The organism is Allomuricauda sp. CAU 1633 (assembly GCF_017313225.1).
Classification (GTDB): Bacteria; Bacteroidota; Bacteroidia; order Flavobacteriales; family Flavobacteriaceae; genus Flagellimonas.
Map to the genome: position 1 here is coordinate 420,201 of NZ_JAFLNE010000001.1, position 15,996 is coordinate 436,196.

Here is a 15,996-nt window from a genome sequence, read left to right on the forward strand (position 1 = left end):
ACAATGGATTTTTAAAACAAATCCTTACAGAATCCAACAATAAAGAATATTGAAAATAGAAGTAGGGAGAACAGAATCAAGCTATTAGCGTAAACCGAAAAATTTTCCTTTTGTAAATTTTCCGTCAATCTAGAAATATGTGAATCTGTGGGCAAATACATGATTTCCAGTTCATGCATGTCCGGTAGCCCAACAATTTCCAACTTCCCCACAACCTTTTTATCACTTCCCTCAATGATCTGACCTCTCTGGTCTGGGTATGTGTAGATAAATCTTACCACTGGATTATCATTAATTAGGGTACCCGTATCCTTATATTCCTTAACTGTAGCCGTAACCCCTAAGCCATGATATAATAAATCCCAATTCAATGATTTGGATTTTTTGGAAGGCAATAGTCCAATGCGTCTAAAAACAAAATAGAGAAATACAGCAACCAAGACAACAATAAAAAACGTTTCACCACTTTCGGTGGAGTTGGCAAAAATAGCTTCGTAACGATTAGGTGAGGCACTTACCCTTGAAATGGCTTCCCCCATAAGAAAATAACATCCTGAAACATAGGCCATGGTCAAAATACTGTAAAATAGTATTTGTGCCATGGAAATACGATATTCACCAGTCTCTGGGAAAATAGGGCTTCCCGGTTTTTTTCCAGCGTCCAATAAGATTCTCATCGCCCCATCTTTTTTAAACCGATTTAGGTGGGGCTTTTTATCCACAAATCTCATTTTACGTTGTATAGGATATCCCGAAAAATTTTCAAAAAGAACATCTACCTCCAAAAGCGGGAACTTTCCATTTCTAAGTGTATTCACCGAAAGTATGGTAGCCTCCTTGGCCGGAACAGAACTGTTCTTTTGTGACTTCCAAAGAGAAAAGGGTCGAAAAAAACAATATTGCATCAATTTATAGAGCCAAAATAGCAAGACAAGACTCACAATGGTCAGGGTGATAATGGTATAGATCATGAACGAAATTTTTAGAAAAATAACGAACAGGAAAAGGTATTTCCCTTACGATCTGACCATTCCACTATATGGGTTGACAAAGAACGAAACTTAGTTGGTTTTTGAATAAAGTATCTCCAAAAAACGGTCAATTAAAGCTATTGCTTTTTGATTTGAAGTTAAGGAAAGCCAATTTTTTCTGGAAAAAGCACGTGCATAAAGGTCAAATTTTACGCGGTATACCATTTTTTGTAGTTCCGGCTCACCTTTTTTGGTCAAAGCATCCAACTTGTCAAGTTCCTTCTTCCACCAATTAAACTGCGGCTTGTTTTGACCCTCGAAATCTTTGGAAAATTGTGGCCTGAATTTGTCTGTCCATTTCTTCTCAGTAGAAAGAGCCGTTTCCAAGGCTCGTTTTTTAAGCTTGAATGATTTGGATTTTTGCAGCAACCGATAGTGTTGATCTAGAGAATCCAAGGGAATAAAACCCGCATAATCGTTCACCATACGTTCATATTCTTCCGCAAGAAGCAACGGTTCTTTCTCCTCATCTAGAATACGTAACCATTCGAGTTGATTACTATAAGATTTTCGAATATCGTCTGAACGATTTGGTTTTTCTTTTTTCAGTTTTTGAAGATATAGCCAATCAAATGCCCTAGTTATTTGGGCTGGTGGCGGCCAATTATGTTCACCATCAAAAGTAAAAAGGGTGCTGTTAAAATTAATGGTGTTGAGGTAGATTCTGTTCTCAAGCATTTCACTATAGTTCATGTCCTTGTAGCCACACAGCCCCACATAAGCATAATTTTGAGTTGTGGGCATATGTTCTTGCACACCCGAAAACCCAGCTCCACAACCCAAAACCCCAGCAAACTGATTGGTCAATGAAGCGATGGCACCGGCCAAACGGGACCCTCCTGAAAATCCTGCGGCGTAAATCTCATCCGATTGTATATTGAATTGTGAAAAAATATGATTGAAAAGTCGATTGGCCAAATCAAAATTACGCTCATAAGAGGCATTCCTTGAATTATTGGAACAGATTAATAAATGACCATATTTCTCTGAAGCAGCTATAAAAGGCTGAATACCAATAGCACCACGGGCAGCGGGGTCAAAAACAAACACAATGGAACCGGGCAAGCTGTCTGAATAGGATGTTGGCAAGTAAAGAGCAAAAAATTCATCAGAGGTTCCTGCAATGGCAATAGAATCATGAATAATGCCTTTTTCCAGTTGAGTTTGAGCCTGTCCCTTGGTAAGGAGAGCTATTAAAAAAACCAGGAATAGGCCAAAAAGCCGCATGATTACTTCAGGATTTCGCCATACTTGGTACTGTTGGACAAGAGTTCTGTGGCCGCCAAAATGGCCTCATCATGATTCAGATAATAGCTGTAGAGCCCATTACGGTAGAAATAACGGGTGATGATTTCATCTTCCAACCCTTTCTTTATTTCATCTTTATAGGTGTCCAATGCGGTGATTTTCCCCCGATTTACGGCCAATAATAAATCCTTATATTTTTCTTGGACCTCCGAGCCCAAAAGAGCATCGTCTGCGTTGATGGACTGTTCCAACAACTCCTCCGTTTTGGTTTGAAAGGTGAAGTTTTGTTCCCGCGCATAGTTTTTAAAGGCGTTGTAGTCCGCATCCGAAAAGGCAAAATCAGCAATGGTTTCAAAATTATGGTCGTAATAAAAGTCTGTAGCAAAATCAAAAACAACGTTGTTATCCTGCAGGGAATTGATGAGCGAATTGGTTGTTAAGGAGTTGATGACCACATCGGGCATTACACCGCCACCATCCCAGACCTTGCGTCCGTTCTTAGTAGTGTATTCGTGGAAATCTGTGTTGCGAACGGCATTGCCCTCTTCATCCCGGTTCCAATAATCCAAAGATTGAATACATCTTCCCGAAGGCGTATAATAGCGTGAGATAGTTACTTTTAATTGCGTTCCATATGTGAGCTTTAAGGGGCGCTGCACCAATCCTTTTCCAAAACTTCGAGCTCCCATGACCACGGCACGGTCCAAATCCTGTAATCCACCTGAGACAATTTCACTGGCCGAAGCACTTTTTCCATCAACCAAAACCACAAGCGGAATATCCAAATCCTCGGGCTGATTTTTGGTTCGGTATTCTTGGTTAAATTTTTTGACCTTGGATTTTGTGGTAACGATTAACTCGCCTTTATCAACGAACAAATTAGTAACATTGATGGCTTCGGAAAGAAGGCCACCGGGATTTCCCCTTAGATCAAGCACCAGTTTTTCCGCACCTTTACCTTTTAAATCTTGAATTGCCGATTTGGTCTGAGCGGATGCTTTTCGATTAAAACGCGAAAGCACAATGTATCCGGTTTTTTCATCGATCATATCATAAAAAGGGACAGCGTCCACTTCAACACCTTCGCGGGTAATGTTGGCGGTCATGGTTTCTCCTTGTCGTACAAAGGTTACATTGACCGAAGTGTTGTTGGCGCCTTTCAACAACTCGCCAGCATCATCATCAAAATCAGAGACTTTTGTATCGCCAATTTTAATGATTTCGTCCCCAGCTTTCAATCCGGCTTTATCTGCAGCATAACCCTCATAAGGTTCGACAATGAGCAACTTGCTTTCATAGGAACGCACCAAGGCCCCTATTCCGGAATACTCTCCAGCGTTGTTGATTCTGTAGCTTTCCACATCCTGCTCGTTCAAAAAACGGGTATAAGGGTCAAGCTCATCCAGCATGTTCTTAATGGCAGAATCCATGAGCTCTGCGGGATTGGTCTCATCCACATAGTTCATGTTCAATTCCTTGAAGAGGGTGGTGAAAATTTCAATTTGCTTTGCAATTTCAAAGAAATCACTTTTAAAACTGAAACTACTGGCCCCAATTAAAACGGCAACGGCCAAAATGGGGATGACAACCTTTTTTTTAATCAATTTTTTCATCGGACTCTTTTTTTAGAAAGCTTTCCATAAGTTGCTTCATAGCACTTTCTATCTCAGCATAACCGGGCATCTTGTTACCAAGGTATAAAAATAAGAACGCAAAGTTACCCTCTATGTTGTTAAAAATAAGGGGCTTGTTAAGTCGATATGCTTCACGTAAAAGCCGCTTTATGCGATTGCGACCAACCGCACCTTTAAATTTTTTCTTTGGAGCCACCACGCCCACCTTGATTTGGGAACCATCATCAAATGGGGTGTTGAGATAGATTAACTTCAACGGAAATTGGGAAACGCTTTTACCTTCTGCAAAAAGAGCCTCAAAAAGCACTTTGCTCTTGAGTTTTTCTTTTTTTGGAAAGCTATATATTGAGGTGTCCCCTTGAGGGGACCTTAGGGGTGTTATTTTTTGGGAAGGATTGAGTTTGCCTTGAGATAGTTTGTCCACAGTTTCTTGTAAAATCAATAAAACACTAAATAGGTTGTTTTTTATTTCTTCGTTTGAAAATCGTACAACCTGTACACCAAATTGCTCCAATCTACCCTCTCTAAAAGCATCTTCATCATAGATATACTCATGGGATTTTCCATCAATTTCAATGGCCAGTTTCAATTCGCGACAGTAAAAATCCACAATGTATTCCAATAAAGGCACTTGCCTGTGAAATTGAACCCCCAATGCCCGTTGCTTTATTTTCTGCCATAGGAGGACTTCAGACAACGTACTGTTTTTTCTAAGCTGTCTTGCAAATTCTTTGAGCTTGGGATTATATGGAATGATTTTGTTTTTCACGGGATATCACTAAGGCCTCCATGGGGACATAGGCTGTACCAAATTAATCAAATATAATTTTAACACCCCTAAGGTCCCCTCAAGGGGACATTGCTAACTAGGAATACTTTTGAAAGTTGAGAAACCTATGGGTTGGATTGGTATACATTGTTCTCCCCGTCCACATCAGCCATAAGCTGGGAGGGGTCAATTACAATGGCCGTTACCTTTTCCAAAGGCATATCTATAGTGAATTCGTAAGTAGGATATGCCCAAGGCCAATCGTCCAATACCGTTCTTTGCAAAGTTGTATAGGGGTTCTCCTTTTCCCCGTACATCATTCGCAATGGAATATAATACGTACTTTGTGTACCATCTGCACCCACCACCAAGATATCTAAAGGCATGGGCATTTCGCCAATTCGCTCTAGGGTGATTTTGGTTTTATCACCATCTGCACTTACATTTTGAATTCCATAGTCTATGGTGTTGGTGGTCTTGGTCCAATCAGTAAGGTACCAATCCAAGTGCATTCCAGAAACCTTTTCCGCAGTTCGAATAACATCATTGGGCACAGGGTGCTTGAATTTGAAATCATCAAAATAGGTTCTGATGGTTTCCATCAATTTATCTTGTCCGATGATATAGCCCAATTGCGAAAGAAAAATAGCGCCCTTGCTATAGGCTGAAATCCCATAGGCAAAATTGGTGGTATAGCGGTCTGCATGGGTGGATTGTGGCATCTCCAAGCCAGAATTCACCAAGGCGTAGTACCCTTTGTAGGAACCTTCAAAAGGATTCTGTTTGTTCTGCTCCATGATTTCATTTTTGCACAAACTACTAATGAAGGTGGTGAAACCCTCATCCATCCATTCGTGCTCGGATTCGTTGTTGGCCAAAACATGTTGAAACCATGAGTGTGCCATTTCATGAACCATTACACTGACTAAAGCCCCAAAGTCCCTACCCCCAGTAATCAGGGTGCTCATGGCATATTCCATACCGCCATCACCGCCTTGCACCACGGAGTATTGGTCATAGGGGTATTTTCCAATGTTTTTGCTAAAAAATCGCATGGCCGCCTCTGTTTTGGGCTGCAATTTTTTCCAGTTTTCAATGATTTCCGGATTGTTTTTGTAGTAAAAATGAAGGGTTGGTCCGTCTTCCATTTTAACCGAATCATGAATATATTCTGGATCGGCGGCCCACATAAAATCGTGCACGTTTGGAGCTACAAAATGCCAAGTAAGGGTCTTGCCTTTGGTTTTTACTTTGGTTCCAGGGGTTTCGTAGCCATGCCCAATTTCTTGGGGATTTTGCAAATAACCCGTTCCACCAACAGTGTAATCCTTATCTAAGGTGAGTTTTACATCAAAATTGCCCCATACGCCATGAAACTCGCGGGCAATGTATGGGTTGGGATGCCAGCCCTCATAATCGTATTCGGAAAGTTTGGGGTACCATTGACTCATGGAAAGGGCCACGCCCTCGCTACTATTTCTTCCAGCGCGGCGAATCTGCAATGGAACCTGACCTTTAAAGGTCATTTCCAAAGTAGTTTTTCCGCCGGAGGGGATAGGTTTGGCCAAATCCACCACAAGGATAGTGCCCTCTTCAGCAAAGGAAACCGCTTGCCCATCTTGCATAAGACTTTCTGCGTGCAGATAGCCGATTTCACCTTCAGAAAGAGTGGAAATTCTGCTCACTCCATTTTCCATCATCCGGCCATCCGGGTCTTTAATGTTCTGCAAACGAATGTCCATCTCGCTTCCAGGTTGAAAGGCATTGTAGTACAAGTGGTAAAAAACGCGATTCAACACATCAGGTGAATTATTAGTGTAGACCAGCTTTTGTGTTCCGGTATATTGATAGGTTTTTACATCCATATTAACCTCCATGGTATAATCCACATGTTGCTGCCAATACGAATTATTCTGTGCAAAGAGAAGGGAAATTCCCGATACTGCCGTGAAAAGGAATGATAGTAAACGCTTCATATATTATTTTGAATTACTGTTCAAGGTCATTTTGCCTTTTGAAATATTATCTGCCAAAAGCAGGGCATTGAAGGCATTGACCATTTTTCCTGATTTTGAGATTTTATCAAAAGTTGTAGGTTTGGTTTCATCGCCCGCAACAATAACGGAAGCTTTTGAGTACAATCCAGACTGCATAATAATGGTTTTCACCTGTGTCGCCGACAAATCTGGATAATAAGACCTTACCAAGGCTGCAACCCCTGCAACCGCAGGAGCGGCCATAGAGGTACCCCCTTGAAAATCGTAAGTGTTGTTGGGAAGGGTGGAATAAATATCATCACCAGGCGCAAAAACGTCCACATTATATTTACCATAGTTGGAAAAGGTGGCCACCATGTCAGAGCCGTAGCTACTAGTAAGCGCCCCTACGGTAATCAGGTTGTCCACAAACTCATCTGTCTGTCCCAATTTGGCATCGTTGGGATAATTTGGGTTTTCTGGGTCGTCCAAGTCATGGCCATCGTTTCCAGCGGCATGTACAATCAATACGTCCTTGGAAGCTGCATATTGAATGGCTTCGTACACCCATTCTGCTTCTGGGGAAAAGGCCTTTCCAAAACTACAGTTGATGATTTTGGCCCCATTATCCACAGCATATCGGATGCCCAAAGCAATGTCCTTATCGTATTCATCACCATTGGGTACGGCACGAACACTCATGATTTCTACATTTTGAGCTACCCCGTTCATACCAATTCCATTGTTTCGTTCTGCAGCAATGATTCCAGCTACGTGGGTACCGTGGCTTTCAGAATCTACTTGGTTCTTTGGGTTTCCGTTCCCGTAGGGAACATCAGTTAAATCGTAGGGATCGTCACCAACGGGCGCTCTACCATTAAAATCCTTGTTGAGGTTGTAGTTGGCCTGATCGGCAAAATATGTAATTCCCTCATGAAGTTCATCCAAGACACTGGGAATGTCATCACCATAGGCAAACATCTGTGTAAGAACGGCAATACTTTGTTCCATTTGTGGGGTTTTGGCCTCAATGGATTTTAAGTCTTCCTTGGTATAGGTTTCCTTGCCCAGTTCTTTTTTAACCGCGTCATCGGCACCTTTTACCACTTGATAGATTTGCTCATATTGCTGTTTGTTTTGAAGGGCCTCGGGGTATTCCTTGTCCAACAGCAGTCTTGCTTGGGCCCTTTCGGATGCATCACCGATGTTCAGACGAAGCATTCGAACATATTCCAATTGCTCATTATAGGAATCCCCCAAAAAATTATAGCCGTGAATGTCGTCTACATAACCATTACCGTCATCATCCTTTCCATTGTTTGGAATTTCATCGGTATTGACCCATAATACGCCATTCAAATCCTCGTGCTCCAAATCAATTCCAGAATCGACTACGGCCACGATGATCGTTTTTCCTTTTTTATTTTTGATGATTTCCTTGTAGGCCCTATCCACACTCATTCCAGGTATGGTGTCCATAATCAGGTCGGCATGTCCCCAACTTTTTTTCTCAGTTTCAGTGAGGTCTGTAATCTTTAAAGGTACTGTGTCAATATTTTCAACAGGTGTGGAAACCAAAGATGTGGCCCCACAACCCATTAGGAAAAGTGAAACGTAAAGAGACAGGAAAGATAGTTTGCTATATGTGCGATTCATAAAAAATAATTGTATAGAATGTAAAACTTTATTGCGTATTGAATATTTCGTTAAAAGTGAATGTTTCATCCAGACGCACCCCTTTTTCAGTATGTTTTAGGGTACAGAGTTGGTTGTGGGCATCATGTTCAAAGAACAATAGCCAATTGTTGCCCGCCGCATTATTGAGAAATGTTGCTTTTTCTTCCATGCTCAACAGAGGGCGGGTGTCGTATCCCATAACATAGGGCAATGGAATATGCCCGACCGTTGGAATAAGGTCGGCCACAAAGACCAGAGTTTTGCCCTTGTAGGTAATATGGGGAAGCATTTGTTTGTCCGTATGCCCATTTACAAAATGGATTCCAAAATCCAATTCTGAATTTTCTTTAAAAGAACTTTCGCTTTGTGCTACAAAATGAAGTTGCCCACTTTCTTGCATAGGCAACAAATTTTCCTTTAAAAAAGAAGCTTTTTCCCGAGGATTCGGGTTAGTGGCCCACTCCCAATGATCTTTATTGCTCCAGAATTTGGCATTTTTAAAAGCAGGCTCATATCCTGTTCGGTCTTTGTTCCATTGAATGCTTCCGCCACAGTGATCAAAATGGAGATGGGTCAAAAAAACATCGGTGATATCATCTTTATGAAACCCCAACTTTTTCAAAGAGCCGTCCAAGGAATGGTTCCCCCACAGATAATAGTAACTGAAAAACTTTTCGGATTGTTTGTTGCCCAGGCCATTATCAACCAAAATAAGTCGGTCACCATCCTCTATGAGAAGACATCTGGTGCCTAAATCAATCATATTGTTGGCATCTGCCGGATTGGTACGATTCCAAATGGATTTGGGCACCACACCGAACATGGCCCCACCATCCAACTTAAAATTACCAGTCTCTACGGGATAAATCGTCATTTAGAAAGCAAATGGCATGCAAAATAAGAAAAGCACAATGCAAATGGCTAAAAAATAGGAATTTATTGGCCGTATTTTAACAAAATTATTCTGATGAAACCTTAGTTTATGACTTATCACCATATATAAACAAAAACTCCCTTTTTGGGATTGGGGGCAATCTAAAAGAAAAACTGTAAATTTCAACAAAACTTGAACAATGCTGGAACTTGCGGGAATTATTATTCTTGGCATCATTGCACAATGGGTGGCTTGGCGGTTTAAATTGCCAGCCATTTTACCTTTAATATTGATTGGTCTTTTGGTGGGACCCATATCTACGCTGTACACCGAGGATGGATCAAAACTGATTGAACCCATTTGGACGGGAGAAAAAGGATTATTTCCGGGTGAGGGACTCTATTATTTTGTGTCCTTGGCCATCAGCGTAATCTTGTTTGAAGGAGGACTTACCCTAAAACGAGCCGAAATATCAAACGTAGGACCGGTAATCACCAAGTTGATAACCATAGGAACTGTGGTCACTTTTTTTGGGGCAGGCGTGGCCGCCCATTATATTTTTGGGCTGTCATGGCAGATATCCTTTCTCTTTTCTGGATTGATCATTGTTACGGGCCCAACTGTGATTACACCTATTTTACGAAACATACCCCTTAAAAAAGATGTGTCCACAGTCCTGAAGTGGGAAGGCATCCTCATAGATCCCATTGGAGCATTGGTGGCGGTTTTGGTGTTTGAATTTATCAGTGTTGGGGAAGGGCAAGCCTTTACACAAACCGCACTAATTGAGTTCGGTAAGATTTTGCTTTTTGGAACCACCTTTGGGTTTACGTTTGCCCACGCATTGGCTTTTGCCATAAAGCGTGATTTTATCCCACATTACTTGTTGAATGTGGTATCCCTATCCACCGTACTTCTGGTGTATGTGGAGTCAGATTTATTTGCACATGAATCTGGGCTTTTGGCCGTTGTGGTCATGGGAATGGTTTTGGGCAACATGAACCTGCCCAACCTAAAAGAGCTTCTATATTTTAAGGAGTCTTTGAGCGTGCTTCTCATATCCATTCTTTTCATTCTTTTGGCGGCCAACATCAATATCAGCGATATGGAGCTGATTTACAATTGGGATACTGTGGCTCTTTTTGCCGTTATCGTATTTATTATTAGGCCGCTGGGGGTATTTTTAAGCGCCCATGGCTCCAATTTAAAATTCAACGAAAAGCTTTTTATCGGCTGGGTGGGTCCCAGGGGTATTGTGGCTGCCGGTATTGCTTCGCTGTTTGGTTCCAAACTGATTTTAAGGGGAGAACCGGGGGCAGAGTATATTACCCCATTGGTCTTTATGATTGTATTGGGAACAGTACTTTTGAATGCCACTACAGCTCGCATCTTTGCAAAATTGGTGGGGGTCTTCCTAAAAAAGTCAGAAGGTATATTGATCATAGGTGCCTCCAAACTGTCTAGGCTAATTGCAAATTATTTGCGGAAGAACAATAGACACGTGGTGTTGATAGACAATAACCAAACCAATGTGGATAAGGCTAAAAAATTAGGCTTGGAGGCGCTTACGGCCAATATTTTTTCTGACACCCTTACCGATAATATCGAACTGAACGATATGGGTTATCTGATGGCACTCACCGGGAACTCAGACATCAATAAATTTGCCATCGATAAATTTCAAAAGCAGTTTGGGGAGAATGGAGCTTTTCGATTGGTGAACACGGAAGAGGTAAATGACCCACAGAACAATCCCAAAGAAGGACTTTTTTCACATACGGATGATTTCATCAAACTTATGGACACGGTAAGAAAGTACCCTGCAATTCATGAAATTGACCTCAAGGATAAGGAACACTATGATAAACTCATAGATACAAGTCAACAAGAGGGGGACATCATTCCTGTTTTCACCAAACATCCCAATGGAAGTATTGAAATCATTCCTGCGAACAGTAAGGATTTTCAACCTAAGGGTGAAGGCTTCAAACTCGTTTATTTGGGTAAGCGGTTTGCTACGGAGAAGGAACCGTCTTAAAACAGCCATTTACAGCATTTTTATCGAAACATCAATTCCTATGGGGCATACATCAATTCTACCCCCTCTGTACACCTGAAGGGCTCTACTTTTATTTCATAATCTTAAATTTTAGATGATGAAAAAAGTAGTTTTAGTTGTGGGATTAGCTGCCGTGTTCCTCACAGCATGTTCTAAAGACGATGGTCCAGCCAAAAAATGTGAATCCTGCACCTCAAATGCAGGCAATACCCATAAGATATGTGACAATGGAAATGAAACATATGATTACACGATAGGAAGTACTACCACAACCATAACAAAAGAAGAGTTGGCTGGGCTAAGTATTAAGCAAGTGGTTGAAGCAACGTGTGAATTAGACTTATGACACTTTAAAGCTTAGTCATTTAACTTTAAAACAGCCATAAACGCTTGCTGCGGAATTTCTACATTGCCCACTTGGCGCATACGCTTTTTCCCCTTTTTCTGCTTTTCCAGCAATTTTCGTTTCCGCGAAATATCCCCACCATAACACTTGGCCGTTACATCTTTTCGCAAGGCCTTGATGGTTTCACGCGAAATGATTTTGGAACCGATGGCGGCCTGAATAGGAATGTCAAACTGTTGTCTAGGGATAAGTTCCTTCAATTTTTCGCACATGCGTTTCCCAATGTTGTGTGCATTATCAAAATGGACCAATGCAGATAAAGCGTCGACGGGCTGGGCATTTAAAAGTATATCCACTCGGACCAGTTTGGATACTCGCATTCCTATTGGGGAATAATCAAAAGAGGCGTATCCTTTTGAAATGGTTTTCAATCGGTCGTAAAAATCAAAAACGATTTCAGCCAAGGGCATATCGAAAATAAGTTCCACACGTTCCGTGGTCAAATAGGTTTGGTTGACAATCTGACCCCGTTTTTCAATACAGAGCGACATCACATTCCCCACAAAATCGGATTTGGTGATGATGGTTGCCTTTATATAGGGCTCTTCAACCCGATCCAAAGTGGAAGGGTCGGGCAAATCAGAAGGATTGTTGACAATAACCGGGGTTTCCGTATCCTTGGTGGTAAATGCGTGATAGCTTACGTTGGGAACAGTGGTGATCACCGTCATGTCGAACTCGCGCTCCAAGCGTTCTTGGATAATCTCCATGTGGAGCATTCCCAAAAATCCGCATCGGAAACCAAAGCCCAAAGCCGCACTACTTTCTGGCGTAAAGACCAAAGAAGCATCATTGAGCTGCAATTTTTCCATGGAAGAGCGTAATTCCTCAAAATCTTCGGTATCCACAGGATAAATTCCAGCAAAAACCATGGGTTTTACATATTCAAATCCTTCAATGGCATTTTTGGTGGGGTTGACGGCATCCGTAATGGTATCACCAACCTTTACCTCACGGGCATCTTTGATTCCGGTAATCAAATACCCCACATCCCCTGCTGATATTTTGTTCTTGGGAACCTGTTTTAGTTTTAAAGTGCCAATTTCATCGGCGTCATAGGATTTTCCAGTAGCGACGAATTTTATCTTTTGCCCTTTTGTAATTTCACCGTTGATGACCCTAAAATAGGTCTCAACACCTCGAAAAGGATTGTAGACTGAGTCAAAAACCAAAGCCTGCAAAGGCTCATTTAGATTTCCTTTTGGAGCGGGAACACGCTCAATGATCGCTGTGAGAATATCTTCAATTCCGATTCCTGTTTTGGCACTGGCAGGAATTACATCTTCAGGAGCACAACCCAAGAGATCCACAATGTCATCGGTAACTTCTTCAGGATTGGCACTTGGCAAATCCACTTTATTGAGCACCGGAATGATTTCCAAGTCATTCTCCAAAGCCAAATACAAGTTGGAAATGGTCTGCGCTTGGATACTTTGTGCGGCATCCACTACCAAAAGGGCACCTTCACAAGCGGCAATGGATCTTGACACTTCATAGGAAAAGTCCACGTGGCCAGGAGTATCAATTAAATTTAGGACATAGGTCTCCCCTTCGTGCACATATTCCATTTGTATGGCATGACTTTTTATGGTGATCCCACGTTCACGCTCCAAGTCCATGCTGTCCAACAACTGATCTTGTTTTTCCCTCTCGGTAACGGAGCCGGTGAAATCCAATAATCGGTCTGCCAACGTACTTTTTCCGTGGTCTATATGCGCAATGATGCAAAAATTCCTAATCTTCTCCATATCAACAGTTGCTCAATACAAATGGGCTACTAAGCAACTGCAAATATAGTTGTTTTAAATACCTGAGAATGGTTTTTTGCAAATAAGAAAAGAGGGTTGCACCGCTCTAAAATATTTTCTTAGATTTGATGTTCAACCCCAACTTAAATGAAAAACCTCACCTATATTGTTTTATTGGTGTTTTTTGTGGTCAACCATGTAAGTGCCCAGACCTATCAGATTACGGGAAAGGTTGTAGATGAACAGAACCAGACTATACCTTTTGCCAATATTTTGCTTTTGCAGGCATCCGACACCACCTTTGTAAAAGGCACCTCTGCGGATGACAATGGTTTTTTTGCCCTTACCGAGGTAGACCCTGATCTTTATCTTCTACAAGCCAGCTATGTGGGGCGGGGCTCTGAACCACGGGCATTGGATATTTCCCAAGATGTTTCCCTAGGGGCATTGATCATACCCTTGGAGGCCAATGAACTGGATGAGGTGGTTGTCACGTCACAGCGACCAAAGCTGCAAAGATTACCAGACAGACTGGTCTTTTCGGTTGAAAATACCGTCATTTCTCAGGGAACAACATGGGATATTTTAAGAAGTACACCTGGCGTCATAGTAAACGATGATAGGTTGTTGGTGAGGGGAGAGGGTGCAAGGGTCTATCTTAATGGAAGGCAAGTTCAGTTATCAGGTCAAGAAGTGCAAGATTTGTTACAGGGTCTTTCGGGAGTGAACATTAAATCGGTTGAGGTAATCATTAACCCGCCTGCCCAGTACGATGCCGAAGGCGGCCCCATTTTAAATATCGTCACGAGCAAAAATATTATTCCCGGATATAAGGGAAGTATTAATGGAACCTATACCCAAGCGGTGTTTCCAAAATATAATTTGGGAACAAGCCATTACTATAAAACAGACAAGCTAAATCTATTTGCCAACTATTCTTTCAATCCGCAAAAAGAAATCTGGAAAACAGAGAAGGGCATCAATTTTATGGATGATGCCAATTCGGTTTTTTCGCGATGGGATACACGATATAACCAAATTAAAAGCACCCAATCCCATACCGGAAGCGTAATTATGGATTACGATTTTGATGACAACAACAGCATCAATTTGACTTCCAGTTTAATGTTCAACCCTGATCAAGAACAACAAACCCAGTTGAGCAATACCATGCAAAATGCCCAATATGAGTTGGATTCCACTTTTACCACCTTGAACAATACCACTATGGACAACACCAATGTGGCAGTTGATTTGAGTTATGTTCACAAATTAAAAAAACCCGGGGCCCGACTGAGTTTTAACGGCCATTATACCTATTACAATGGAGAGTCATTTCAGAACTTGGCGTCCAATTATTTTGATTCCAGCGGGAGTTTTTTAAGGGATTTTGGTTTTGACTCTGATTCACAGCAAGACATTCAGATTTACACCGGGCAGATAGATTTTTCAACGCCCATGGGCAACGCTTCCATAGAAACAGGTGCCAAGATTTCTTCGATTGATTCTGAAAGTAATGTGGATTTTTTCAACTTTAATGGTACAAGCAATACCGTGGACTCAGCCCTATCTGATGACTTCACGTATGATGAAAATGTGTATGCAGCCTATTTCAGTTTTGTAAAAAACTGGGAAAAATGGTCCATGAAAATGGGATTGCGGGGAGAACTTACCCAAGCAGAAGGGGTTTCGTTGACTTTGAACGAAACCAACACCCAAGATTTCTTTGAACCTTTTCCATCGTTGTATTTGCTTTATTCGCCATCGGATAAGCATAGCTTTTCCTTTGATTATGGTAGAAATGTGGATCGCCCCAAATACAACGACCTTAACCCATTCCGGTTTTTCTTCAATGAGAACGATTATGAAGAGGGCAACCCAAGTTTAAGACCGAGCTTCAGCAACAATTTTAATTTCAACTATACACTTAACAGCGAATATTTCTTCGATGTGTATTATCGGGATAATGGCGCCAACATAGCCTATTTGGTCTTTCAGGACAACGACAACCAAACCTTGGTGGAGCTCAAGCAAAATGTATTGGAGAGCACATCCTATGGATTGGACTTTACGCTGAGCAAAACCATTATACCCTCATGGTTTTTGTATGCCTACACCTCACTTTTTCATGAGGAAGAAACCTTTTTGGCCGTTGAAAGCGGAAACGTGGAATACACCAATGAAGTGGATGGGGTCTATGGCTACTTGGCCAATTATTTGACGCTTTCCAAGGATGGAAGCCTCACCGGCGAGGTGACCATGACCTATATTTCCAATTTTTTGTTTGGTTCATACATTTCTGATGAACAGTTGAACCTTACTTTGGGATTACGAAAATCCTTGTTCAACAACAGGGCTGTTGTTTCCATAGCTGCAGAGGATCTTTTGGAAAAATGGGTTCCTACCTATACTTCAAGGTATCTCAATCAGGATAATTTTTATCGAAGACGGGCAGAAACCCAGTTTATCAGGGTAGGGTTTACCTATAATTTTGGAAATTTCAGGTTGCAGGATAATCAGCGCAACATCGATAAAAAGGAACGAGATCGACTTGAAGCCGAAGAGTAATGCCTT

Annotated in this window: 11 protein-coding genes; 3 read left to right on the forward strand and 8 right to left on the reverse strand. The window is 41.6% G+C overall.

Features of this window, described 5'->3' with window-relative positions; translation table 11 throughout:
• Positions 1-11: 11 nt before the first annotated feature.
• From J0X14_RS01885 to J0X14_RS01915, 7 genes are all read right to left on the reverse strand, one after another.
• Positions 12-971 carry a hypothetical protein gene (locus J0X14_RS01885; protein WP_207096057.1) on the reverse strand — a complete coding sequence of 320 codons (960 nt, stop codon included), beginning with the start codon at positions 969-971 and terminating at the stop codon, positions 12-14.
• 90 nt (positions 972-1,061) lie between these two features.
• Positions 1,062-2,258, reverse strand: a complete 1,197-nt coding sequence (locus J0X14_RS01890) for a hypothetical protein (protein WP_207096058.1) — start codon at positions 2,256-2,258, stop codon at positions 1,062-1,064.
• 2 nt (positions 2,259-2,260) lie between these two features.
• Positions 2,261-3,892, reverse strand: a complete 1,632-nt coding sequence (locus tag J0X14_RS01895) for a S41 family peptidase (RefSeq protein ID WP_207096059.1) — start codon at positions 3,890-3,892, stop codon at positions 2,261-2,263.
• The gene (rnpA, locus tag J0X14_RS19180) at positions 3,876-4,682 is read right to left on the reverse strand and encodes a ribonuclease P protein component (RefSeq protein WP_317194406.1); all 807 of its coding nucleotides are present in this window, start codon (positions 4,680-4,682) and stop codon (positions 3,876-3,878) included. The genes J0X14_RS01895 and rnpA overlap by 17 nt, the downstream gene beginning before the upstream one ends.
• A gap of 125 nt (positions 4,683-4,807) precedes the next feature.
• The gene (locus tag J0X14_RS01905) at positions 4,808-6,658 is read right to left on the reverse strand and encodes a M1 family metallopeptidase (protein ID WP_207096060.1); all 1,851 of its coding nucleotides are present in this window, start codon (positions 6,656-6,658) and stop codon (positions 4,808-4,810) included.
• 3 nt (positions 6,659-6,661) lie between these two features.
• Positions 6,662-8,314: a S8 family peptidase gene (locus J0X14_RS01910; RefSeq protein WP_207096061.1), complete on the reverse strand. Its 1,653-nt coding sequence runs from the start codon at positions 8,312-8,314 to the stop codon at positions 6,662-6,664.
• Between the two features lie 28 nt (positions 8,315-8,342).
• Positions 8,343-9,209, reverse strand: a complete 867-nt coding sequence (locus J0X14_RS01915) for an MBL fold metallo-hydrolase (RefSeq protein ID WP_207096062.1) — start codon at positions 9,207-9,209, stop codon at positions 8,343-8,345.
• 199 nt (positions 9,210-9,408) lie between these two features.
• Between J0X14_RS01915 and J0X14_RS01920 the strand changes: the two genes are divergently transcribed.
• Both J0X14_RS01920 and J0X14_RS01925 read left to right on the forward strand, forming a co-directional pair.
• A complete protein-coding gene (locus J0X14_RS01920) occupies positions 9,409-11,247 on the forward strand; it encodes a cation:proton antiporter (protein WP_207096063.1) in 1,839 nt (612 codons plus the stop codon).
• A 118-nt stretch (positions 11,248-11,365) separates the two neighbouring features.
• Positions 11,366-11,614 (forward strand): hypothetical protein, encoded by a 249-nt coding sequence (locus J0X14_RS01925; RefSeq protein ID WP_207096064.1) that lies wholly within the window; start codon positions 11,366-11,368, stop codon positions 11,612-11,614.
• 11 nt (positions 11,615-11,625) lie between these two features.
• On the opposite strand, the gene lepA is transcribed toward J0X14_RS01925, so the two are convergent.
• Positions 11,626-13,422 (reverse strand): translation elongation factor 4, encoded by a 1,797-nt coding sequence (lepA, locus tag J0X14_RS01930; protein WP_207096065.1) that lies wholly within the window; start codon positions 13,420-13,422, stop codon positions 11,626-11,628.
• A 147-nt stretch (positions 13,423-13,569) separates the two neighbouring features.
• Here lepA and J0X14_RS01935 point away from each other — a divergent pair, with 147 nt between their 5' ends.
• The gene (locus tag J0X14_RS01935) at positions 13,570-15,990 is read left to right on the forward strand and encodes an outer membrane beta-barrel family protein (protein ID WP_207096066.1); all 2,421 of its coding nucleotides are present in this window, start codon (positions 13,570-13,572) and stop codon (positions 15,988-15,990) included.
• Positions 15,991-15,996: the final 6 nt, after the last annotated feature.

What these genes read in the sequence shown, in the direction of transcription:
- J0X14_RS01885 (WP_207096057.1), bottom strand. Translation starts at nt 971, where the DNA reads ATGATCTATACCATTATCACCCTGACCATTGTGAGTCTTGTCTTGCTA.
- J0X14_RS01890 (WP_207096058.1), bottom strand. Translation starts at nt 2,258, where the DNA reads ATGCGGCTTTTTGGCCTATTCCTGGTTTTTTTAATAGCTCTCCTTACC.
- J0X14_RS01895 (WP_207096059.1), bottom strand. Translation starts at nt 3,892, where the DNA reads ATGAAAAAATTGATTAAAAAAAAGGTTGTCATCCCCATTTTGGCCGTT.
- J0X14_RS01905 (WP_207096060.1), bottom strand. Translation starts at nt 6,658, where the DNA reads ATGAAGCGTTTACTATCATTCCTTTTCACGGCAGTATCGGGAATTTCC.
- J0X14_RS01910 (WP_207096061.1), bottom strand. Translation starts at nt 8,314, where the DNA reads ATGAATCGCACATATAGCAAACTATCTTTCCTGTCTCTTTACGTTTCA.
- J0X14_RS01915 (WP_207096062.1), bottom strand. Translation starts at nt 9,209, where the DNA reads ATGACGATTTATCCCGTAGAGACTGGTAATTTTAAGTTGGATGGTGGG.
- J0X14_RS01920 (WP_207096063.1), top strand. Translation starts at nt 9,409, where the DNA reads ATGCTGGAACTTGCGGGAATTATTATTCTTGGCATCATTGCACAATGG.
- J0X14_RS01925 (WP_207096064.1), top strand. Translation starts at nt 11,366, where the DNA reads ATGAAAAAAGTAGTTTTAGTTGTGGGATTAGCTGCCGTGTTCCTCACA.
- lepA (WP_207096065.1), bottom strand. Translation starts at nt 13,422, where the DNA reads ATGGAGAAGATTAGGAATTTTTGCATCATTGCGCATATAGACCACGGA.
- J0X14_RS01935 (WP_207096066.1), top strand. Translation starts at nt 13,570, where the DNA reads ATGAAAAACCTCACCTATATTGTTTTATTGGTGTTTTTTGTGGTCAAC.